Raw genomic sequence first — 22,441 nt, forward strand, 5'->3', positions numbered from 1 at the left:
TTTAACTATTAAAGATGAGTAGTCAGTAGTTGTTTATTTTTATATAAGTGATTAATTTTTAAAAATAATTTTAAAAGTTATGCGGCCATTATGATAGTCTGCTCTAATTGTTGCGCCATGTACATCAAGAATGGATTTGGTAATTGCTAGCCCTAAGCCAGTACCTTCCTCAACTCGCTGTCTGGAAGCATCTGTTCTATAAAAACGGTCAAATAATCGATTTAGCTGGTCTGATGATAAAGGTGAGCTTTCATTCTCAATTGTAAAAACAGTTTTATCAAAGCTTTGTTGGCAATTGATTTTGATCACTGAATCTGTTTTTCCATATTTGATCGCATTTGATAATAGATTACTGAGTGCTCGACGTAACATTGAAGGATCGCCATTTACATAACCTAGACCAGTTTGTTCTAAAGTCATTTTCTTTTCAGAAGCAATAGCATCATAAAAGTCAAATAAAGCTGAAATTTCTTTGACCAAATCAATTCTTTGTAAGTTTGGTAAATGCAAACCGTGTTCGGCTTTGGCAAGGAATAACATATCTGAAACCATCCGAGCTAAACGTTCAAACTCTTCTAAGTTAGAAAAGAGAACTTCCTGATAAGTATTGATATCTCTACTACGGGATAAACATACTTGGGTTTGAGTCATCAAATTATTAATAGGTGTGCGAATTTCATGAGCAAGATCAGATGAGAAGTCTGATAATTTCTCTACAGCAGATTCCAGTCTATCTAACATATCGTTAAAAGCTATGGCTAAGGATCTAAGCTCTGTTGGCGTGTTTTCGACTTCTAAGCGTTCAGAAAGATGTTGAGCAGATATACCTTCTGCCACTTTTGCCATTTTTTGAACTGGGCGTAACCCTCGCCATGCTGCGAACCACCCTAAGAACATTAAACAAATTGTACCCACAAATCCAATGTATAGAAGTTGACGTCTAAAGTCATTTAAGAAATGTAGATGCTCAGAAGTATCGATGCCAACGACAATTTGAGCTGACATAATTGAGTCTTGATGATTAAAAGACTTTGTATAAATTAAACCACGGTAGGTTTTATTTTGAATGCTCCATTCAACCCAAGGCTTTCGTTTTGATTTATTGAGTGTTTTGGTATGAATGGTGGATGGTGCTGAACTAAAAATAATTTGACCCGTTGGTCGTTCAATTTGAACAATTAGATCATGATGACCAACTAAGGCATCTTTTAAATATAAATTCAATTCTTGAGAATTAGAAGGATTCTGTTCTAATAGATTCTCTATAAGTTGAATTTTACCTTCTAATTGAGTTCGGTCTTGAGCTTCGAAATGATGCATTACGAGTTGATGAATAACTAGTCCCATAATCATTAGAATGATTACGGTAGATAGAGAAAAAATAATAGCTATACGAAAGCTGATTGCATTAAACAATTTACGAGTCATCTTCAACCTCTAGAACATAACCCATTCCCCGTATGTTCTGGATTAGCTTAGGGCTAAAGTTACTGTCAATTTTACTTCTCAAACGTTTAATAGCGACTTCTACGACGTTGGTATCACTATCAAAATTCATATCCCAAATTTGAGAAGCTATGAGTGCGCGAGGTAAAATTTCACCACGTCTACGCATAAATAATTCCATCAGCGCGAATTCTTTAGCTGTTAAGTCAATACGTTGCCCAGCGCGAGTGACGCGGCGTTTACGAAGATCAAGTTCAAGATCAGCAATTGTAATAAGGTTACTATCTTCTTTTTGTTGTCCCCGTCGGAGTAAGCTTTTAATGCGTGCTAATAACTCAGCAAAAGCAAAAGGTTTTACGAGGTAGTCATCAGCTCCCAAATCTAATCCCTTAACTCGATCTTCAATTTGATCACGCGCTGAAAGAAATAGAATAGGCATTGTCTTTCCGCTTTTGCGAATATCATAAATGATATTCCAGCCATCTAATTTTGGTAACATAACGTCCAAAATGATGAGGTCATATTCTTCGGAAAGTGCTTGATGTTTACCTGATAATCCATCTGTGACCCAATCCGTAATATACCCAGCTTCAGATAGACCTTGTTTAAGGTAGTCACCAGTTTTTTGTTCATCTTCAACTAGTAAGATTCTCATTGATAAAAATCCAATATCACTCATTAAGAATATAATAACGTTATAAATACGTGATTCTTTGTAGATTACAAAAATGTCATTTTCATGTCATATAGATGTTTGGTGGTAGCCTTTAAGGTATTTGTATAAAGTTAATTTTTGGAGCAAAACATGAAAACTCTATTCCGTCGTAGCTTAACTACACTTATGTGTATTGGAACTTTAATTGCAGGAACTCAGTCTTGGGCAGCCGATGCTAAACAGGGAACCACTGTAGTCACTGAAACTAAAGCGGACTCAAAAATGTCAGAGAAATGCCAAAAACCTTGTAATATGAAGAATGATGAGAAAACCCAACAGGATCATAGTCAGCATGAGCATGGCAATATGGCTGATATGTCTCAGATGGATCACTCTAAGATGATGAATATGGATCAGTCTAAAATGGGTAATATGGATCATTCAAATATGATGAACATGGACCACTCAAAGATGAACATGTCAAATACATCAAATAAATAACAAATACGATAAATGAAAGATTGGGGAGATTAAAGCGAATAATTGGTTTGCTTGAGCTCCCCATCTTTATATTAGATAGGTGAAATAAATGTCTAAAAAATTAAGTCATGTCCTTTTAATAGGAGTTGGTTTATTTTCATCAACTTGGGTAATGGCGGCAGTTAAAGAATATGATTTAACAATCGCTGAACAAACTGTAAATATCACAGGAAAACCAGTTGAGAGAATTACTGTAAATGGTAAATTCGTTGCACCACTTCTTGAATTTGAAGAAGGTGATGAGGCCGTTATCCGTGTTCACAATAAGTTAAAAAATCAGGACTCTTCAATCCATTGGCATGGCTTATTATTACCTGGAATTATGGATGGTGTACCTGGATTTAACAAATTTCATGGCATTGCCCCTAATAAAACTTATGAATATAAGTTTAAAGTCCGCCAAAATGGTACTTATTGGTATCATTCACATAGTAAAGGACAAGAACAAGACGGTTTATATGGTGCTTTTGTTATTTATCCTAAAGATAAAACTCCACTAACAGCTGCTGAAAAAACCGATAAAGATTACGTTGTTTTGCTTTCTGATTTTCATAATTCGACAAGTGATCAAATTATGAAAAATATTAAAAAAGAAGCAGACTACTATCAGAACCGCCGCGAAACAGTATTCGATGTATTAAAACAAGTTAAACGTGATGGGCTAAAAGCGACTTGGCAAGACCGTTCTATGTGGAATCAGATGCGAATGCTGAAAACAGATATGTCCGATGTGACTGGTTATACATTTTTAATGAATGGCAAAACACCTCAGCAAAACTGGACCGGTAACTTCAAAGCTGGTGAAAAAGTTCGCCTTCGTTTTATTAATGCTTCCGCTATGTCATTCTTTGATGTACGCATTCCAAACCTAAAAATGACTGTAGTCAGTGCTGATGGTCAACCTGTAAAGCCCGTTCCTGTAGATGAGTTCCGTATTGGTACTGCTGAAACCTATGATGTCATTGTGGAACCAAAACAAGCACATTACCAAATTGAAGCTGAATCTATTGATCGTACCGGTTTTTCAGTGGGAACATTACATGAAGAAAGCAGCCCAGCAGTCAAACAAATTGAGATGCCTAAGCCTCGTCCTCGTGCTTTATTAACTATGGAAGATATGGGGATGAGCCATGACATGTCATCTATGAAAGATATGAATCACGATATGTCTTCTATGAAAGGTATGGATCATGATATGTCTTCTATGAAAGGCATGAATCACGATATGTCTTCTATGAAAGGTATGGATCATGATATGTCTTCAATGAAAGATATGAATCATGATATGTCTTCTATGAAAGGCATGAATCACGATATGTCTTCTATGAAAGGTATGGATCATGATATGTCTTCTATGAAAGGTATGGATCATGATATGCCGATGAATAGCGCTACTGTTAAGTCGGCTTCAGACAAGAATGATAATACCGTATTTGGATGGGCAAATGCTTCAACACCCGTTGGTCAAAAAGCACTCCAGTATAGTGATTTACAATCTTTAAACCCTCAACCAGATACTCGTGCCCCTGAACGTGAAATGGAAATCCGTCTTGGTGGGAATATGGAGCGCTACATTTGGACAATTAATGGTAAGAAGTTTAATGAAACAGAACCATTCAAAGTGAAATATGGGGAACGTATACGCTTGAAATTTGTGAATGACAGTATGATGGCTCACCCAATGCACTTGCACGGTATGTTTATGCAGCTTGAAAATGGTCAAGATCCAAGTAATATGCCAAATAAACACACGATCATTGTGCCACCAGGGAAAACAGTTACAACTTTACTTACTGCTGATGAATTAGGTGAATGGGCTATCCACTGCCATTTGTTATATCACATGGCAGCTGGAATGATGAACAAACTCATTGTGGCAAATGTAGATAGCAATGATGTTGATTCAAAAAGTATCGTTGCCCAACCCCATGCAAATGATAAGGGAGTGAATCAACATGCAAACCACTAAAAAACTTTTTTCAAAAACACTTTTATCAGTTGCTTTAATTGGTTTAGCAGGTATGGCATTTGCTAATGATAATTCGACTGAAAATCTAAATAAGAGTACGTCAAGTATGAATGTGCTTTTAAAAGAAGCTGGAGGATTAGGCTATGTTGAACGTAATGCTGCTCAAAGTACTTCAAAAGGCAAATTAGCTCTTAGCCAAAATCATGATAAACATCTGAACGAGCATGGTGGACAGATTTACCAAACAACTAAATTTTCCAATGAGTGGGTAATTGATAACGATGGTAAGGGTAGTTTAGGTTCTAGTTTCGAAACATTGATTGGAACAGATGAGAATCGAGTATTTGTTGAAGCCAATCTGAATAAAGCAGAGAGTAATGATCCCAATTATGATGTGTCTGCACTTTATAGCCGTAATGTAGCACCATTTTGGGATGTACAAGCTGGTCTAAGATACAGCGAGGATAAAAATAACAAGAACAGCGATCGAGTCGATGGTGTCGTTGGTATATTAGGTCTTGCTCCTTATTTCTTTGAGACCAAAGCTTACCTTTATGGTGGAAAAGACAACTTCTGGGGAGCTAGTTTTGATTTCGACCGTGATTTATTACTCACTCAAAAGTTGATTACTCAGCCATATATTGAAGCAGATGTTGTGTTTAATGATAATTCTGACTTTGCATCAAAGACGGGGTTGTCAGAATTGAAGACAGGTATTAAAACTCGTTATGAGATTACCAAACGTATCAGACCATTTGTTGATATAGCCTATCAATATGAGAAAGGAAAAAAATCAACTCCTTTTCAAGAAGCAACAGATTCTGAAAAGGGATGGCTATATGGTGCAGGTATTGAATTAGTTTTTTAATTTGTCTCGATATTAAAATAGCAGCCTTAAGGCTGCTATTTTAATGAATAAAATTGCTAATTTTTTCTAAATATGTAAAACTAAAAAAGCTTAAATTTTGGTCATGACATTATGCAGTGGTTAAAAACATGCCTATCGCTGTTTTTATCGTTTGCTATTCTTTTAGTAGGATCGGCTGCTGCTGCTTCGTCTGTACATAAGCGGTGTTTAATGCCATCTGAACAGATGAAATCCATGCAAATGGAAGCATCTCAAAACCAGGATATGATGCATACCGACTGTATGAAAGTTGAAGCAAAGGTCAAAAAAACGCTACATGATCCTTCCTGTATGTCTGAGCAAGATTGCATTATGTCTTTTGCCAAAATTGCGTACGCCAGTGATCCTCAAAGCATTTTGCACTCAACGGTATTCTCACCCGTAGAGCGATCAGTCTTTTATTTTCCAGATCAAAATCTTCCTGCTCCATACCCTTCAGGTTTATGGAAGCCCCCACGCTCTAACTAATTTGATAATTCTTCGTCATTCATAGCATTTTTTATGGATGTTCTGCGCGTGCGCGTGTATATCATTTTAGAGCTAAAAATATGAAATTTTATAAAGAAAAGCTATCTCGCAGGGTGAGATGGCCGATAGGTGTGATCTGTTTTTCTCTAGTCTATGGTCAAGTCTATGCCCAGCCACTGACTTTGGATACAGCTTTGAAGCTTGCTGAGCAATATGCTCCAACTTTAAGAGTAAATAGTGCCCAAATTGAAGGGGCTGAGAATGTAGTTTTAGCTTCAGGTATTTTACCCAACCCTAAATTATTTGTCGGTTTGGAGAATTATCCTATATCTGGTGATGCGTCATGGTCAGTCACACAAGATGGCATGACCATGCAGAAAATTGGCGTTATGCAAGATTTTCCAAACCGCGCCAAAAGACAAGCCGAGGTCGAGTTAGCAAAAGCTGAATTGGGTTCAGTCACTGCTCAAACTGAGATTCTACGTATTGAGTTACGTCAAAAAGTTGCATCTGCTTGGTTTAAACGTTTTTATCTTGAGCGTAAATTGGCGCTATACGATGAACTGTTTTCAGAGAATCGATTACTTTCTCAGATGACCCAAACACAGGTCACCTCTGGTCGGACAATGGTTGCTGATGCACTTGATCCAAAACAAGAAGCCACGGTATTGCTTGACCAGAAGGATGATTTGCTTCGTGATTTAAATAAGGCCAAGCTAGAGTTGCATCGCTTGATCAGTGCAGAGCCTACCGAAAACCTTACTCAAATTGAAACCTTACCTGACCAAGCTCCATCCATCCATCTTGATTCATCAAAGTTATATCATCATTTGCATCAACATCCTGAATTAAAAGCATTTCAGGCAGAAAAGAAAACTGCTGAAGCAAAACTGAAGCAAGCTCAGGCTTTACAGAAACCAGATTGGGGGATTGAGCTTGCTTATCAGCATCGAGCACGCGAATTTGGCGATATGATCGGGGTTCAACTCACAACAGAGCTTCCAGTATTTTCAAAAAGACGTAGTGGGCCGCTCGTTCAGGCAGCTTTAGCCGAACAAAACCGGATCATTGCCGATCAAGAAGTTCAATACCGTGAACATCTCACCATGCTGGATGATGGGTTATCTGATCTTGATGCGCTTGGTCAACAAATTAAGCGTACGATACAGACAAGTATTCCACTCGCCAAACAAAAAGTGGGTTTACAGTTAGCAAGTTACCAAGCAGGCAAAAGCAATTTGTCCAATGTCATTACCGCCCGGCAAGCTCTTTTAGAACAACAGCTGCGTCTTATTGATCTTCAACAACAACAAGCAATTACAACAGCACAACTTTATTTTGCCTTTGAAGAGCCGACCTTAAACCATGCTGAGGAGCAGCCATAATGTTAAGAAATAAATTGGCAATGACTGTCATGGGAGTTGCCACAATTAGTCTTGTCGTAGGTGGCGGTGCCGGATATTGGTTTGCTCATCAGGAAGAGGGTTCTCAATCGGCATTGGTAAGCCAGAAGCAGGATGCTAAAGTGCTTTATTGGTACGATCCAATGAAACCAGAACATCATTTTGATAAGCCAGGCAAGTCTCCATTTATGGACATGCAACTGGTACCTAAATATGCAGACGAAAATACTGCGATGACGGATGAAAGTCGTCCTACAGTCAAAATAGATCCATCTCTTCAACAAAATTTAGCCATCCGTTACGGCACTGTTGAACAGGCTGTAATTGGAAATGCCATGTTTACTAATGGCATATTACAAGCAAATGAACGGCAAACAGCTATTTTACAAACTAGAGCAAGTGGCTTTGTTCAGCGAGTGTATGGGCATGCTGTTGGAGATATGGTGACCGAAGGAAGCCCTATAGCTGATATTTCAATACCCGAATGGACTGGAGAGCAAACTGAATTTTTAGCTGTGCTCCGTACTGGAGATCGTTCCCTTATTCAAGCAAGCCGTCAACGTTTGCAGCTTTTAGGAATACCACAAAATGTGATTCATCAAGTTGAGCGAACTCGTCGAGTGCAATCTAATATAACTTTGCAAGCTCCCATTAGTGGATTTATTGATTCACTAGAAGTCCGCAATGGTATGGCTTTGGCTATGGGACAAACCTTGGCCACAATTAAAGGTATCAACCCGATTTGGCTAGAGGCAGCCGTTCCTGAAAAACAAATTGCTGGAATCAAACGAGGTATGAGTGTAGAAGCCAATTTTGCTGCTTTTTCTCAAAAAGTAACTGGCAAAGTTATCGACATTTTGCCTACCTTAGATACAACATCAAGAACTATTAAAGTTCGGATTGAATTATCAAATCCTAGTGGTCAACTTAAGCCAGGGATGTTTGCTTCTGTCAATATAATAAATAATCCCCAAAGCAGTTTGGTTGTACCAGAGCAAGCTGTTATACGGACAGGTACTCGGAATGTTGTCATTGTAGGGCGTGAGCAAGGACGTTTTGAACCAGTTGTTGTACAGTTAGGGCAAAGTGATGGCAATAAAATTGCAGTCCTGCAAGGGTTGAAAGCTGGTCAGAGAGTAGTGATTTCAGGACAATTTCTGATTGATTCTGAAGCAAATTTGCAAGGCGTATTGGATAAGCTCAACACTGGGCAACCAATTGCATCATCTCAAACGATTAAGAGGTCAACATATCAAGGTCTTGGTAAAGTTGAAAAAGTCACAAATCAAGATATTACCATTTCACACCAAGCTATTCCTGAGTTGGGCTGGGGTGCTATGACCATGAGCTTTAAACAGCCCGTACAACCATTTACCCGAATTCAGCAAGGTGACCAGGTCCGTTTTGGGTTTACAAAAGTTGGAAATTCTTATGTCATTTCTGACATTTCAAAGATGTCTATGGCATCTTTGAAGAACTAACGGGAGAACTATTATGATCGCCCGTATTATTCGTTTTTCAATTTTGAATCGTGTATTTGTCTTATTGGCAGCTTTAATTCTGGCAGCTTGGGGTGTTTGGGCTGTAAAAAATACTCCGGTTGATGCTTTACCAGATTTATCTGATGTGCAAGTGATTGTCAGAACTAATTACCCAGGTCAGGCACCACAAATTGTTGAAAATCAGGTGACGTACCCTTTAACAACAACCATGTTATCGGTGCCCGGTGTTAAAACTGTTCGCGGTTATTCTTTTTTTGGTGATTCATTTGTATATGTCATTTTTGATGAACATACCGATCTTTATTGGGCCCGTTCGCGTGTATTGGAATATCTAAATCAGATTCAGGGAAGAATTCCTGCAAATGCGAAATCTTCATTAGGGCCAGATGCCACAGGCGTTGGCTGGGTTTATGAATATGCGTTAGTTGATCCAACAGGACAACATGACCTTTCACAACTGAGAAGCATACAAGACTGGTTTTTAAAGTATGAACTAAAGACATTACCCAATGTGGCTGAAGTTGCCACGATTGGGGGAATGGTGAAGCAATATCAGGTTGTTTTAGATCCAAGTAAAATGGCCGCCTTAGGAGTTACTCAAAACAATGTCATTGAAGCGATTCAAAAGGCCAATCAAGAAACCGGTGGTTCAGTTCTGGAGATGGCTGAAACTGAATATATGGTACGAGCTTCTGGTTATTTAAAGACATTAGAAGATTTTCGACAGATCCCGATAAAAACAAATAGTTTGGGTGTTCCTGTTTCTTTAGGTGATGTTGCAACAATTCAACTCGGACCGGAAATGCGTCGTGGTATCACTGAGCTGAATGGACAAGGTGAAACTGTTGGTGGTGTTGTGATTTTACGGGCTGGTAAGAATGCACGTGAAACGATTACTGCTGTGAAAGCAAAACTGGCTGAATTGCAACAAAGTTTACCTAAAGGAGTGCAAGTTGTTCCTGTATATGATCGCAGTAAACTGATTGATCGGGCAGTCGAGAATCTCAGTCATAAATTAATTGAAGAATTTATTGTCGTGGCTTTAGTCTGTGGACTTTTCCTCTGGCATTTACGATCAGCAATGGTAGCTATTGTTTCTTTACCACTTGGGATTTTGTCGGCTTTCTTAGTCATGTACTATCAGGGCCTAAATGCCAATATCATGTCACTGGGGGGGATTGCCATTGCTATTGGCGCTATGGTTGATGCAGCGGTTGTGATGGTTGAAAATGCACATAAGCATATAGAGACTTGGCAGCATGAACATCCCAATCAAGTATTAGAAACTCAAGCACGCTGGAATATTATTGCCCGTTCCGCCAGTGAAGTTGGTCCTGCTTTATTTTTCTGCTTACTTATCATTACCTTATCTTTTATTCCTGTTTTTACTTTACAGGCGCAAGAAGGACGTTTGTTCTCGCCTCTGGCGTTTACCAAAACCTATGCCATGGCAGCGGCAGCTGGTTTATCCATTACCCTGATTCCTGTTTTGATGGGTTATTGGATCCGCGGGAAATTACCCTCAGAACAGCGTAATCCATTGAACCGTTTCCTCATCAAAATATACCGACCTATGTTGGATCAGGTTTTAGCTCATCCAAAGACCACTTTATTTGGTGCGTTGCTAATTTTCCTTATTAGTCTTTTACCTTTAACTCGATTAGGTGGAGAATTTCTACCGAATATGGATGAAGGTGATTTACTGTATATGCCTTCAGCTTTACCAGGATTGTCCGCAGCTAAGGCCTCAGAACTGTTACAGCAAACAGATCGAATGATTAAAACGGTTCCAGAAGTTGCGACAGTATTTGGTAAAGCAGGGAGAGCTGAGTCAGCAACAGACCCTGCGCCTTTAGAAATGTTTGAAACCACGATTCAGTTCAAACCACGGTCTGAATGGCGCTCAGGTATGACACCTGACAAATTAGTAAAAGAACTGGATAAAGCAGTTCAAGTACCGGGTTTAACGAATATTTGGGTGCCACCTATTCGTAACCGGATTGATATGTTGGCAACTGGGGTGAAAAGTCCAATCGGGATTAAGATTTCAGCAAATGATCTGCAAGATATTGATCGGGTAGCACAGCAAATTGAACAAGTGGCTAAACAGGTGCCCGGAGTTAGCTCGGCTTTGGCTGAACGACTCACAGGTGGTCGATATGTTGATGTCGATATTAACCGTATGCAGGCTGCACGATATGGCCTCAATATCAACGATGTGCAGCAAATTGTATCATCTGCGATTGGCGGGGAAAATATTGGTGAAACTGTTGAGGGATTAGCAAGATATCCTATTAATGTACGTTATCCACGAGAGATTCGAGACTCATTGGAAGCTTTGAGAAATTTACCGATTGTAACTGAATCTGGACAACAAATTGTATTAAGTAGTGTTGCCAATATTCAAATTACAGATGGCCCTCCAATGCTGAAGAGCGAAAATTCCCGCCCTAGTGGTTGGGTTTATGTAGACGTACAAGGACGTGACTTAGCTTCGGTTGTGCAAGATTTGAAGCAGTCTATTGATCAAAAAGTAAAACGCTCCTCTGCCATGAGCATTAGCTATTCAGGGCAATTTGAGTTTATGGAACGTGCTAATGCGCGTTTAAAAGTTGTTATTCCAATTACTTTGATGATTATTTTTCTACTGCTCTATTTGATTTTTAGACAAGTACAAGATGCAGTTCTGATTATGGCAACGCTACCTTTTGCTTTGATTGGTGGTATATGGGCCATGTATTTGAGCGGTTTTCACTTTTCAGTTGCGATTGCAGTTGGTTTTATCGCACTTGCAGGTGTTGCTGCTGAGTTTGGTGTAGTCATGTTGTTCTATTTGAAGCAAGCAGTTGAACATGCACAGCAAAACCTATCTTCTTCAACGACATCCTTAACGGAGCAACAACTCAATGATGCAATCCGAACAGGAGCTGTACTACGCGTTCGTCCTAAAGCCATGACGGTTGCCGTCATTTTGGCAGGCTTAATTCCTATACTTTTAGGGACTGGGACAGGTTCTGAATTGATGAGCCGTATTGCTTTACCTATGGTTGGGGGCATGATTTCAGCTCCTCTACTGTCAATGTTTGTTATCCCGGCTGTATATCAGCTTTTAATCAAAAGAAAACTATCAACACATTGATCGTTTTATTATTTCGTCTAAAGAGGTTTTATTATGTTGAAATTCATGAAAATTATTGCTCTTGTTACCACTATTGCTGCATTAAGCGCATGTAGTAAAAATGAAGCATCAGAGCAGAAGAAAGCAGACGCACCTATGGAGCAGATGAATAAGGAGTCTTCTACCGCTACAACGGCTCAAGCCGTTGGCGTGATTACTGCTATTGATACGAAAGAAAATATTTTAACACTCGACCATGAAGCAATTCCTGCGATTAATTGGCCAGCAATGAAGATGGGCTTTAAAGTTGCTGACCCATCCTTATTAAATGGTTTAACTGTAGGAGATAAAGTTGACTTTGAATTAAAAGCAGAAGGAGAAAATTATATAGTCATCACTGTGAAGGCTAAAAATCTATAACAGCCTTAGTATATGATGCCAGTAGTGCTATATCCTTTAGACGCTATTGGCATTTTTATAGAAGTTAAATAAGATCGCTTTAAAAATTCCAGTTTATATAGTTCAATTCTTGAATTTTATTTTATCAATTCCACTGTAAGGCAAGAAAGCATTTGAACCGTACCGGGTTTGTCGGAGAGTTTTTTATTTAAGTTAGGCCACCTGACCTAACGGGTTAATCTTATCATAGTACATTGCTTCAAAATCAAAAGGTGATACATAACCTAATGCACTATGTACACGCTCTTTATTGAACCAATCTACCCAATTTAGTGTCGCAAGTTGTACATCCGCTAAACCTTGCCAATCTGCTTTTAGATATTCAATCACCTCTGTTTTGTATAAGCCATTCACCGTTTCAGCCAAAGCATTATCGTATGAATCACCAGTTGTACCGACTGATGCTCGTAAATTTGCAGCTTCTAAACGATTGGTATAGCGAATAGAAAGATATTGAACACCTCTATCGGAATGATGAATCACATTCTTTGGCATGCCTCGATCGTGCAATGCTTGCTCAAGTGCATCGAGTACCATATCTGTATTCATCCGTGTAGATACTTTCCATCCAACAATTGCTCGTGAGAACACATCAATAATAAATGCAGTATAAACCCAGCCTGAATGAGTTTGAATATACGTAAAGTCACTGACCCATAATTGGTGGCACTGTTGCAAATAACCACGAATGGTAAGCTGAAGACTGTTTTAGCTAAAGGTGCAGCATATGAATCCTTTCCATGGTCGGCATTTTCAGGGCGAAATCATTCTTTGGGCTGTGCGCTGGTATTGTAAATATGGCATTAGCTATCGTGAACTGCAGGAAATGCTGGCCGAACGGGGTGTGAATGTTGATCACACGACTATTTACCGTTGGGTTCAACGTTATGCTCCTGAAATAGAAAAACGTTTACGCTGGTATTGGCTTAATCCTACAGATCTGAGCTCGTGGCATATTGATGAAACCTATGTAAAAGTGAATGGACGATGGTCTTATCTGTATCGTGCAGTCGATCAACGTGGCGATACCATTGATTTTTATCTTTCTTCTAGACGTAATACCAAATCAGCATATTGTTTTCTTGGAAAAATTTTAAATAATGTGAAGAAGTGGCAAATTCCACAAGTGATCAACACGGATAAAGCACCCACATATGGACGTGCTTTATCACGGTTAAAACGGGAAGGTAAATGTCCACCAGACCTTGAGCACAGGCAGATTAAGTATAAAAATAACGTGATTGAATGTGATCATGGCAAGCTAAAGCGGATCATCAGGGCCACATTAGGATTCAAATCTATGAAGACGGCTTATGCCACAATTAAAGGTATTGAAGTCATGCGTGCACTACGTAAAGGACAAGCATCGTCATTTTATTATGGTCAGCCTCAGGGTGAAGTGTGTCTAATCAACAGGGTTTTCGGTCTCTAAGTACTTTTTAAAGGGAACATCATCGACTCAAATCTCTATTTGCAACAGTGCCAGATTTTTTAAAACTCCACATTGGTCAATTGTACATAAGCCATCACAAGTACCTCTTAAATCAGATAATTGTTCAATAAGCTTTTGTTGCTTGATTATATTTTCTCTGATAGCACTGACATGTAAGTCAATTAATTCATTCACATCTGAACAATTTTTCTTGGGATTATCTTTATAGGTGAGTAATTGACGAATTTCATTCAAACTCATATTTAAAGTTCGGCAATTCAAAATAAACTTAATTCGCTCAACATAGCCTATATCGTAAAGGCGGTAATTTCCTTCCGTTCTTTCGGGTTTCGGAATTAAACCTTCCTTTTCATAAAACCTAATTGTTAATACTGAACATGAGGTTTTTTTAGAGAGTTCACCAATTTTTAAATGCATTGAGTTGGTATTTCCAAAAAATCTTGACTCTATAGTAACTATAGGGATTCTAATATTCAAAGTTTATAAATTTTTTTAATGGGTATAACTATGAGTGGCTGTGGATGTAGTAAAGAAACACCATGCGAAGATAAGAAATCTCAACAAGAAAATCATCCATCAATTGCAAAAGCAAGCAATTCAAAGAATTGTGATAATACGCCTAGCTGTTGTGGTGAAGAGGAAGAAGAAAAATCTTCATCTCCTTGCTGTAACACTTCAAACAGTTGTGAAGATACCGCTCAATCCTGTTGTGGTTCTGATCCCAAAGAAAATTTAAGCACTGAAAACGTTTTAAAAGATTCGCACTACATGAGTGAATACTTAGTTCCCAAAATGGATTGTTCTGCGGAAGAACAGATGGTTCGTATGGCGCTATCTTCAATTGATGGTGTTCAAAAACTCATCTTTGATTTACCTAACCGGTCTTTAAAGGTTCTACATAATCAAAAAGATGAAAATATAACCACCAAACTTGAAGCTTTGGGTTTTGGTGCAAAGCTTGTGAAGACTGAAACTTATATAAGCAATCAACAGGCTAAGCAAACAAGTACCTACACCATTCCTAAAATGGATTGCTCTGCTGAAGAGCAAATGGTCCGTATGGCTCTTGCAGATATTGAAGCAGTTAAAGGTCTTACTTTTGATCTTCCCAATCGAAAACTGAAAGTCTTCCATAATGAAGGGATTCAGCAAATTACGGCTAAACTCGAAGGACTGGGTTTTGGGGCGAAACTTGATGAAACACAGCTTTCTTCAGGCGATATACCTAATGAACCTGATCCTGTGAGACAAGCTAAAGTACTTAAACTGTTATTAGGTATTAATGCTCTACTTTTCTTTATAGAATTCATCAGCGGTATTATTGCTGCGTCTACAGGATTGATTGCTGATTCTCTAGATATGTTTGCCGATGCAGCCGTTTATGGTATTGCGCTATATGCCGTCGGAAAAGCTGCGAAATATCAAATAAAAGCAGCCCATTTCGCAGGTTGGATTCAGTTATTACTTGCTGTTATCGTGATTGTTGATGTCATTAGACGATTCATGTTTGGAAGCGAGCCAGAATCAACGCTCATGATTGTTATTGGCCTGCTCGCACTTATAGCTAACGTGACATGCTTATATCTTATTTCTGGTCATCGAGAAGATGGCGCACATATGAAAGCCAGTTGGATTTTCTCGGCGAATGACGTTGTCGTAAATATGGGCGTTATATTTGCCGGTGTACTCGTGGCGTGGACGGGATCAGCTTACCCAGACTTAATCATTGGCATCCTGGTTTCTTTATTCGTGCTTAATGGTGCTCGAAAGATTTTGGCTTTGAAGTAAGAGTATCGAAAATGAATCTATTTCAAGTTAAACAAAATCAGATCGTCAAAATTAGAGATCTCAAAAAAGGTAATCAATACAGTCATACCACTGATCCCATATTGGAACGGCTCCAACTATTAGGTTTTAGAGAGGGTGAAACTCTACAAGTACTCGCTAAAGGTGTTTTTGGCGGAGATCCTGTTTTAGTTCAAATTGAAACTTCAAGATTCGCATGGCTTTGTTGCACAAACCTATCTGTAAAGGGTTTTTCAGCGATATAATTTTCAAATGAAGAAGCCTACACAGAAAATCTACCGCACAACCAATTGGCCAGCATATAACCGAGCACTCATGAGTCGCGGAAATATTGCCATTTGGTTTGATCCTGCTACGCAATGGTATGCGCCATCAAAAGGCAAACAAGGGCGAAATCAAACCTACTCCGACGCAGCCATCCAATGCTGCTTAATGATTAAATCCTTATTCCGTCTGTCTTTACGTATGGTCACTGGCTTTGTGCAAAGTCTGATTAAACTTTGCTGATTAAATTGGATAGCTCCAGATTACACCACGCTTTGTAGAAGACAAAAGCATATTGATATTGCAATCAGCTACCAAAAAAGTAGCGATGGGCTGCATCTACTCATGGACTCTACAGGCATGAAGTTTCTAGGTGAGGGGATGGAAACGCAAGAAACATGGACCTGAATATCGTCGCCAATGGCGTAAACTTCATATTGGTATAGATGCTAAAACCCTACAAATACGAGCAGTTCAGCTTACAACCAATAATGTCAGTGATTCACAGGTGCTTGGTGATTTACTTGCTCAAATTCCCTTAGATGAACGAATTGATTCGGTCTATACCGATGGTGCTTATGACACGAAGCACTGCAGACAAGTCATTCTAGATCGAGATGCACATGCGCTCATTCCGCCAAGAAAAAATGCAAAACCATGGAAAGATCAGAAATTGAGATCTTTAGAGCGGAATGAGTTACTGAAAACAGTTAAACGTTTAGGAAGAACGCTTTGGAAAAAATGGTCTGGTTATCATCGTCGAAGTTTAGTTGAAACCAAGATGCATTGCATCAAACTATTAGGTGATAAATTAACAGCAAGGAGTTTTTCTAGTCAGGTGAATGAGATTCATGCACGCATAGCCGTATTGAACAAATTTACAGAATTAGGCGTCCTCATACCCAAGTTACGCCTTAAATTTAGCTCAATTAGGGGCGCTTTGCATTTCAAATCTTTGTGCAACAAAGCCACTAAATTATATTGAGTTGTAAATATTTGAAAATTCCGTTAAGAAATTTTGGATTAAATTCTATTCCTAGATAGCATTCGTGTTGACTCATCTCTCCAAAAAACTTTGGTTTTGTTTTCTTATGGTTTTTGCCATAGGATGGAGTAGTGTGTCTGTTGCATCAGTAAAGATAATGCATATCAATATGCAAACTGAAATGAGCCAAGATCATTGTTTAGATCAAGCACAGCAAGTCACTCAACATGGTATTAATCACGAAGTACAGACGAATACCGATTGCCATAATCATTTAGCTCTTAATCAGAATATAGATCACAAAAAGTGTCAGGAATGTTCTAGCTTATCCTGCCAGACACAGATCTCATGTCTTCATTCTTTGCAAAGCTCGCTAGATCCCCTAGATACCTTCTATTCTATAGATCAGCCTAATTTTTATTACTCCAACCAATATCTAAATGGGTATTGGCAAGAAATTTCACGTCCTCCTAAAACTTAACCAATTTTTTTAAAATTTATTTATTTTTCAAAAATTAAGGTTAAGTTATGTCTCATAAAATTAGTTCGTACCTATTAGCAGGTATTTGTTTTGCATCGTCGCCTTTGGTTTTTGCCGAAGTGCGTGAATATCAGCTTGTTATTGATGAAGCAGTGGTCAGCCCAACTGGAAAGCCTGTAAAGCGCATTACCGTAAATGGTCAATTTCCTGCGCCTTTGCTTGAGTTTGAAGAGGGTGATGAAGCCATCATTCGCGTGAAAAATAATTTAAAAAACCAAGATTCTTCTATTCATTGGCACGGACTGTTGTTGCCGGGCATTATGGATGGTGTACCGGGATTTAATGGTTTTAACGGTATTAAGCCTCAAAGCGAGTATGTTTATAAATTCAAGATTCGCCAAAGCGGGACTTATTGGTATCACGCTCATTCTAAAGGACAGGAACAGGACGGCTTATATGGTTCTTTTGTGATTTATCCAAAAGGTAAAACACCATTGGCAGCACATGAAAAAGCTGAACGTGACTATGTGGTGATGTTGTCAGATTTTCATGAAAAAACCAGTGATCAAATTCAGAAAGATCTTAAAATTTCAGCTGAATATTATCAAGATCAGCGTGAAACCTTGGGTGATGTTTGGAAGCAGGTTAAACGTGATGGCATAAAAGCGACATGGTCTGACCGCAAAATGTGGAATCAGATGCGTATGCTAAAAACCGACATGTCGGATGTTACAGGTTATACCTTCCTCATTAATGGCAAAACACCTGAACAAAATTGGACAGGAATGTTTAAACCGAATGAAAAAATTCGCCTACGTTTTGTGAATGCATCTGCGATGTCTTTCTACGATGTCCGTATTCCTAACTTGAAAATGACTGTGGTCAGTGCTGATGGTCAGCCTGTAAAACCTGTTGCTGTGGATGAGTTTCGTATTGGCACAGCTGAAACTTATGATGTGATTGTGGAGCCAAAAGGCGGACATTATCAAATTGAAGCTGAGTCAATTGACCGTGCAGGCTATGCGATTGGTACACTGCACAATGAATTAAATCCTATGAAACATGGCATTCATATGCCTGCACCACGTCCACGCTCACTTTTGACCATGGAAGATATGGGACATGGTGGCGGTGATCATGCAGGAATGGATCATTCGAAAATGAACCACGGCAATATGCAAGGCATGGATCACTCGAAAATGGATCATTCAAAAATGAACCATGGCGATATGCAAGGCATGGATCACTCGAAAATGGATCATTCACAGCATGGCACAGCAAAACCACAAGAAAATGATCAAGTGGTTTATGGTTGGGCAAATGCATCTACACCTGCGGGCAATAAAGCCTTGCAATATAGTGATTTAAAATCTTTAGAACCGCAAAAAGATACTCGTGAAGCTAGCAGTGAATTAGTAGTGCGTTTGGGCGGTACTATGGAGCGTTATATTTGGACGATTAACGGTAAAAAATTCAGCGATGCTGAGCCATTAAAAGTGAAGTATGGCGAGCGTATCCGTATCAAATTTATTAATGACAGTATGATGGCGCACCCCATGCATTTACATGGCATGTTTATGCAGTTGGAGAATGGTCAAGAGTCGGTAGATATGCCGAATAAACACACATTGATTGTACCACCGGGTAAAACAGTGACTGCTTTATTAACTGCGGATGAGTTGGGCGAATGGGCAATCCATTGTCATTTGTTGTATCACATGAGTGCAGGAATGATGAACAAGTTGATCGTGGCAAATGTTAGCGATGAACAAGTGTCTACAACGCCAATTCAAGGTACAAATTCGACTCAAACTCACCAAGTAACTGAGCAAAAAGGAGCTGGACATGCACATCACTAATTTTGTATTTAAAGCGTTTTTTTCTGTTGCGGTATTGAGTTTAACAAGCTTAAGTTTGGCGCACGAAGGGCATCATTCAACTGCTCAGACTGATGGAAAAAATGTACCATCAATGAATCATCAAGCGATGTCTGAGATGGATCATTCACAGCATTCTCCACAAGAGCATGTACAACACATGCAGATGATGGGGAAAATGAATCATGCTGCACATTCAGCACCGATGAACCATCAACATGCAGGTCAACAGCCAATGCATCACAAATCAACAGAGAAACAGCAAGATCAAAAAGTACAGAAAGGAGATCAACATGCGCACCATTAATCTTTTTTCTAAAACTGTTTTAGCAAGCTCTTTGTTGATGGTCAGTGCAGTGAGTTTGGCACATAATGGTGAAGATCATAGTGCGCCTGAAAAAATGACAGTTGCTACATCTTCTAGTCAAAATCAGCCGATGCAAATGGATCGCTCTCAAATGAACCATAGCCAAATGAATCAGGCACAACATCAGGCAACATCTACGGTTAATCATTTACATCATGTACCAGATGCGAATGCTCAGCAGAGTTCGCATTATGATCATCGCTCAGAACACGGTGCGCAAATTTATGCGATTACGACAGTGGACAATAAGTGGCTTGTCAATGAAGATGGCACAGGCGGTTTAAAGTCAGAGTTTGAAACCCGTATTGGCACAGATGAAAATAAGGTTTTTATTAAAATTCATGCCGATAAAGAAGAATCGCATGATGCACATTATGATGCCAAACTTTTATATAGCCGTATGATTTCAGACTTTTGGGATGCACAGATTGGTGCACGTTATCGCAGTGAAAAAGTTGAACTCGATGATCATCGCAAAGACACCGAAGAAAATGTTGATGCAGTGATTGGCTTACATGGTATGGCACCATATTTCTTTGAAACTGATGCTTATCTCTATGCAGGAGAAGACAGTTATGCGGGCTTTAGCCTAGAAACGGAACGTGATTTTCTGATTACGCAAAAGTTGATTATTCAACCTTATTTAGAGTTGGATGCGATCTTTAGTGATGACTCTAAATATGCGAAAAAAACTGGTTTAAGCAGTGCAACCGCAGGGCTTGAAACTCGCTATGAAATCAGTAAAAAGATCATGCCGTATATCGACATTGCCTATGAGTATTCAAAAGGTAATGATGAAACGTTGTGGCAAATAGAATCAAACTCTGAGAAAGGTTGGTTATATGGAGCTGGTGTTAGGTTTAGATTTTAATTAATCTAATGATTACTAAATAGCTTCATTTAAATAAAACTCTAGCTTAATGTGGCCGGAAGCAAAATGTTAACTTATTTTGCATCCTTATGATTTAAAGGACGATAATCCCAATGAAAAAATTCCTTTTAGGTGCTGTTGCCGCATCTGTTTTGGCCTTTTCAGGTAGTGCTATGGCCAATTTTGTGGCAGGTCAGGACTATCAGGTGGTTGCAAAACCAGTCAAAGTCGAAAAACCGGGCAAAATTGAGGTACGTGAATTCTTCTGGTATGGCTGTGGTCACTGTTTCGCGCTTGAACCACATATGCAGGGCTGGTTGAAAAAATTACCAAAAGATGTACGTTTTGTACGTACGCCGGCTGCAATGAATCCACTCTGGGAGCAGGCAGCGCGTGCTTATTATGTGTCTGAAGCATTGGGTGTGCGTCAAAAAGCACATTTACAATTATTCCATGATATTCATGACAAGCAGCGTCCAATTTTAGAACAGGCGCAATTGGCCAAGTTCTATACCCGTTATGGTATTTCTGAAGAGAAATTTAACACGACTTATAAATCATTCCCGATTTCGTCAAAAATTGCCCAAGCCAAAAATCTGGCTGCTCAGTATCAGTTAAGTGGTGTTCCGGCAGTGACCGTGAATGGTAAATATATTGTGCAGGGTAATGATGCCAAAGTCATTCAGGTGGTGAATTACCTGATCGAGAAAGAGCGTAAAGCCAAATAAGACGCGATTGATTATCTCTAAAAAAAACCTGCATCGAATCTGCAGGTTTTTTTATTTAAACTGGAGAAATGGTTATTTACGTCCTGACTGCCGGATCTGGTGTTTCTATCGGCGGGCGATACCAGTGTAAAATTCCTCGGAATAAGAGCTGCATCTGCAACACGCTTTGTAGAAGACAAAAGCATATTGATATTGTAATCAGCTACCAAAAAAGTAGCGATGGGCTGCATCTACTCATGGACTCAACAGGCATGAAGTTTCTAGGTGAGGGCGAATGGAAACGCAAGAAACATGGACCTGAATATCGTCGCCAATGGCGTAAACTTCATATTGGTATAGATGCTAAAACCCTACAAATACGAGCAGTTCAGCTTACAACCAATAATGTCAGTGATTCACAGGTGCTTGGTGATTTACTTAATCAGATTCCACAAGATGAGCGGATTGACTCTGTTTATACCGATGGAGCTTATGACACCAAGCAATGCCGTCAGGTCATTGCAGATCGGCAAGGGCATGCGGTGATTCCACCTAGAAAAAATGCGAAACAATGGAAAGATACAAAGAGTAGCTCGCTAGAGCGAAATGAATTACTTCGAACAATTAAACGTTTAGGCAGGACACTATGGAAAAAATGGTCAGGCTATCATCGGCGAAGTTTGGTTGAAACTCAGATGCATTGCATCAAATTATTAGGAGATAAACTCAGTGCAAGGAGTTTTGATAGCCAAGTGAATGAAATCCATGCACGTGTAGCAGTCCTTAACAGATTTACGGAATTAGGTCGACCACTTACCCAAGTTACGCCTTAAATTTAGCTCAATTAGGGGCGCTTTGCATTTCAAATCTTTGTGCAACAAAGCCTCGTGAACATAGCATTGTCCTGTGGTCATATTGAGCTTGTTTTTAAATTAAAGCCTGTATGTTTTATATACTTTGAAGTACTTCAATCTGTTCATTAATTTTCTTTCCTACCCAAAAACCTGTCCTACCTGCAATAATCAGAATTAGAGGATCTGATGTGTGCTGAATTAGCAGGAGACTTTCACTTGGGAGATTCTAGGCAGCTAACCAATAAAAGTCTTCTGCCATTTGATTTGGTGTCTTAAAATCCAAGCCTTTTTGAATTCTTCGCTGATTAT

At 39.1% G+C, this 22,441-nt stretch carries 19 protein-coding genes and 3 pseudogenes; 18 read left to right on the forward strand and 4 right to left on the reverse strand.

Features of this window, described 5'->3' with window-relative positions:
- Window positions 1–51 precede the first annotated feature (51 nt).
- Window positions 52–1,428 carry a heavy metal sensor histidine kinase gene (locus IRT38_RS07490; protein WP_042893650.1) on the reverse strand — a complete coding sequence of 459 codons (1,377 nt, stop codon included), beginning with the start codon at window positions 1,426–1,428 and terminating at the stop codon, window positions 52–54.
- Window positions 1,418–2,101 (reverse strand): heavy metal response regulator transcription factor, encoded by a 684-nt coding sequence (locus tag IRT38_RS07495; RefSeq protein ID WP_002058525.1) that lies wholly within the window; start codon window positions 2,099–2,101, stop codon window positions 1,418–1,420. The genes IRT38_RS07490 and IRT38_RS07495 overlap by 11 nt, the downstream gene beginning before the upstream one ends.
- A 150-nt stretch (window positions 2,102–2,251) precedes the next feature.
- Here IRT38_RS07495 and IRT38_RS07500 point away from each other — a divergent pair, with 150 nt between their 5' ends.
- The 8 genes from IRT38_RS07500 (at window position 2,252) to IRT38_RS07535 (ending at window position 12,428) form a co-directional block, all read left to right on the forward strand.
- Window positions 2,252–2,602 (forward strand): hypothetical protein, encoded by a 351-nt coding sequence (locus IRT38_RS07500; RefSeq protein ID WP_002058521.1) that lies wholly within the window; start codon window positions 2,252–2,254, stop codon window positions 2,600–2,602.
- A gap of 88 nt (window positions 2,603–2,690) precedes the next feature.
- A complete protein-coding gene (locus IRT38_RS07505) occupies window positions 2,691–4,610 on the forward strand; it encodes a copper resistance system multicopper oxidase (protein ID WP_194597346.1) in 1,920 nt (639 codons plus the stop codon).
- The gene (locus tag IRT38_RS07510; protein ID WP_004658646.1) at window positions 4,597–5,478 is read left to right on the forward strand and encodes a copper resistance protein B; all 882 of its coding nucleotides are present in this window, start codon (window positions 4,597–4,599) and stop codon (window positions 5,476–5,478) included. The genes IRT38_RS07505 and IRT38_RS07510 overlap by 14 nt, the downstream gene beginning before the upstream one ends.
- Window positions 5,479–5,589: 111 nt before the next feature.
- A complete protein-coding gene (locus tag IRT38_RS07515) occupies window positions 5,590–5,985 on the forward strand; it encodes a hypothetical protein (RefSeq protein WP_002071399.1) in 396 nt (131 codons plus the stop codon).
- Between the two features lie 80 nt (window positions 5,986–6,065).
- Window positions 6,066–7,370, forward strand: a complete 1,305-nt coding sequence (locus tag IRT38_RS07520) for a TolC family protein (RefSeq protein ID WP_005237512.1) — start codon at window positions 6,066–6,068, stop codon at window positions 7,368–7,370.
- Window positions 7,370–8,869 (forward strand): efflux RND transporter periplasmic adaptor subunit, encoded by a 1,500-nt coding sequence (locus IRT38_RS07525; protein WP_194597347.1) that lies wholly within the window; start codon window positions 7,370–7,372, stop codon window positions 8,867–8,869. Before IRT38_RS07520 ends, IRT38_RS07525 begins: the two co-directional genes overlap by 1 nt.
- A 13-nt stretch (window positions 8,870–8,882) precedes the next feature.
- Window positions 8,883–12,029: an efflux RND transporter permease subunit gene (locus IRT38_RS07530; RefSeq protein ID WP_194597348.1), complete on the forward strand. Its 3,147-nt coding sequence runs from the start codon at window positions 8,883–8,885 to the stop codon at window positions 12,027–12,029.
- 33 nt (window positions 12,030–12,062) lie between these two features.
- Window positions 12,063–12,428 carry a copper-binding protein gene (locus IRT38_RS07535; protein WP_004726733.1) on the forward strand — a complete coding sequence of 122 codons (366 nt, stop codon included), beginning with the start codon at window positions 12,063–12,065 and terminating at the stop codon, window positions 12,426–12,428.
- Between the two features lie 192 nt (window positions 12,429–12,620).
- Here IRT38_RS07535 and IRT38_RS07540 read toward each other — a convergent pair.
- A pseudogene (locus tag IRT38_RS07540) lies at window positions 12,621–13,133 on the reverse strand (IS3-like element ISAba29 family transposase); the annotation flags it as partial.
- A gap of 61 nt (window positions 13,134–13,194) precedes the next feature.
- Between IRT38_RS07540 and IRT38_RS07545 the strand changes: the two are divergent.
- Complete coding sequence (locus tag IRT38_RS07545; protein WP_194597349.1) at window positions 13,195–13,899, forward strand: IS6-like element IS1006 family transposase; 705 nt, start codon at window positions 13,195–13,197, stop codon at window positions 13,897–13,899.
- 27 nt (window positions 13,900–13,926) lie between these two features.
- Here the strand turns inward: IRT38_RS07545 and cadR are convergent, their stop codons facing one another.
- Window positions 13,927–14,337, reverse strand: coding sequence for a Cd(II)/Pb(II)-responsive transcriptional regulator (gene cadR, locus IRT38_RS07550; protein ID WP_092621670.1), 411 nt, complete (start codon window positions 14,335–14,337; stop codon window positions 13,927–13,929).
- 90 nt (window positions 14,338–14,427) lie between these two features.
- Between cadR and IRT38_RS07555 the strand changes: the two genes are divergently transcribed.
- The 9 genes and pseudogenes from IRT38_RS07555 to IRT38_RS07595 form a co-directional block, all read left to right on the forward strand.
- Window positions 14,428–15,708, forward strand: a complete 1,281-nt coding sequence (locus IRT38_RS07555; protein ID WP_194597350.1) for a cation transporter — start codon at window positions 14,428–14,430, stop codon at window positions 15,706–15,708.
- 11 nt (window positions 15,709–15,719) lie between these two features.
- On the forward strand, window positions 15,720–15,971 hold the full coding sequence (locus IRT38_RS07560; RefSeq protein WP_151211842.1) for a ferrous iron transport protein A: 252 nt from the start codon (window positions 15,720–15,722) through the stop codon (window positions 15,969–15,971).
- 7 nt (window positions 15,972–15,978) lie between these two features.
- A pseudogene (locus tag IRT38_RS07565) lies at window positions 15,979–16,908 on the forward strand (IS5 family transposase).
- 200 nt (window positions 16,909–17,108) lie between these two features.
- Window positions 17,109–17,456, forward strand: a complete 348-nt coding sequence (locus IRT38_RS07570; RefSeq protein ID WP_194597351.1) for a hypothetical protein — start codon at window positions 17,109–17,111, stop codon at window positions 17,454–17,456.
- A 47-nt stretch (window positions 17,457–17,503) separates the two neighbouring features.
- Window positions 17,504–19,315, forward strand: coding sequence for a copper resistance system multicopper oxidase (locus IRT38_RS07575; RefSeq protein WP_194597352.1), 1,812 nt, complete (start codon window positions 17,504–17,506; stop codon window positions 19,313–19,315).
- Window positions 19,302–19,640: a hypothetical protein gene (locus tag IRT38_RS07580; protein WP_194597353.1), complete on the forward strand. Its 339-nt coding sequence runs from the start codon at window positions 19,302–19,304 to the stop codon at window positions 19,638–19,640. Before IRT38_RS07575 ends, IRT38_RS07580 begins: the two co-directional genes overlap by 14 nt.
- Window positions 19,627–20,571 (forward strand): copper resistance protein B, encoded by a 945-nt coding sequence (locus IRT38_RS07585; protein WP_194597354.1) that lies wholly within the window; start codon window positions 19,627–19,629, stop codon window positions 20,569–20,571. Before IRT38_RS07580 ends, IRT38_RS07585 begins: the two co-directional genes overlap by 14 nt.
- A 113-nt stretch (window positions 20,572–20,684) precedes the next feature.
- Complete coding sequence (locus tag IRT38_RS07590; protein WP_194597355.1) at window positions 20,685–21,299, forward strand: thiol:disulfide interchange protein DsbA/DsbL; 615 nt, start codon at window positions 20,685–20,687, stop codon at window positions 21,297–21,299.
- 158 nt (window positions 21,300–21,457) lie between these two features.
- Window positions 21,458–22,111 (forward strand): annotated as a pseudogene (locus tag IRT38_RS07595) (IS5 family transposase); the annotation flags it as partial.
- Window positions 22,112–22,441: the final 330 nt, after the last annotated feature.

The sequence above is a fragment of the Acinetobacter sp. SK-43 genome, from assembly GCF_015351505.1.
Lineage (GTDB): Bacteria > Pseudomonadota > Gammaproteobacteria > Pseudomonadales > Moraxellaceae > Acinetobacter > Acinetobacter junii.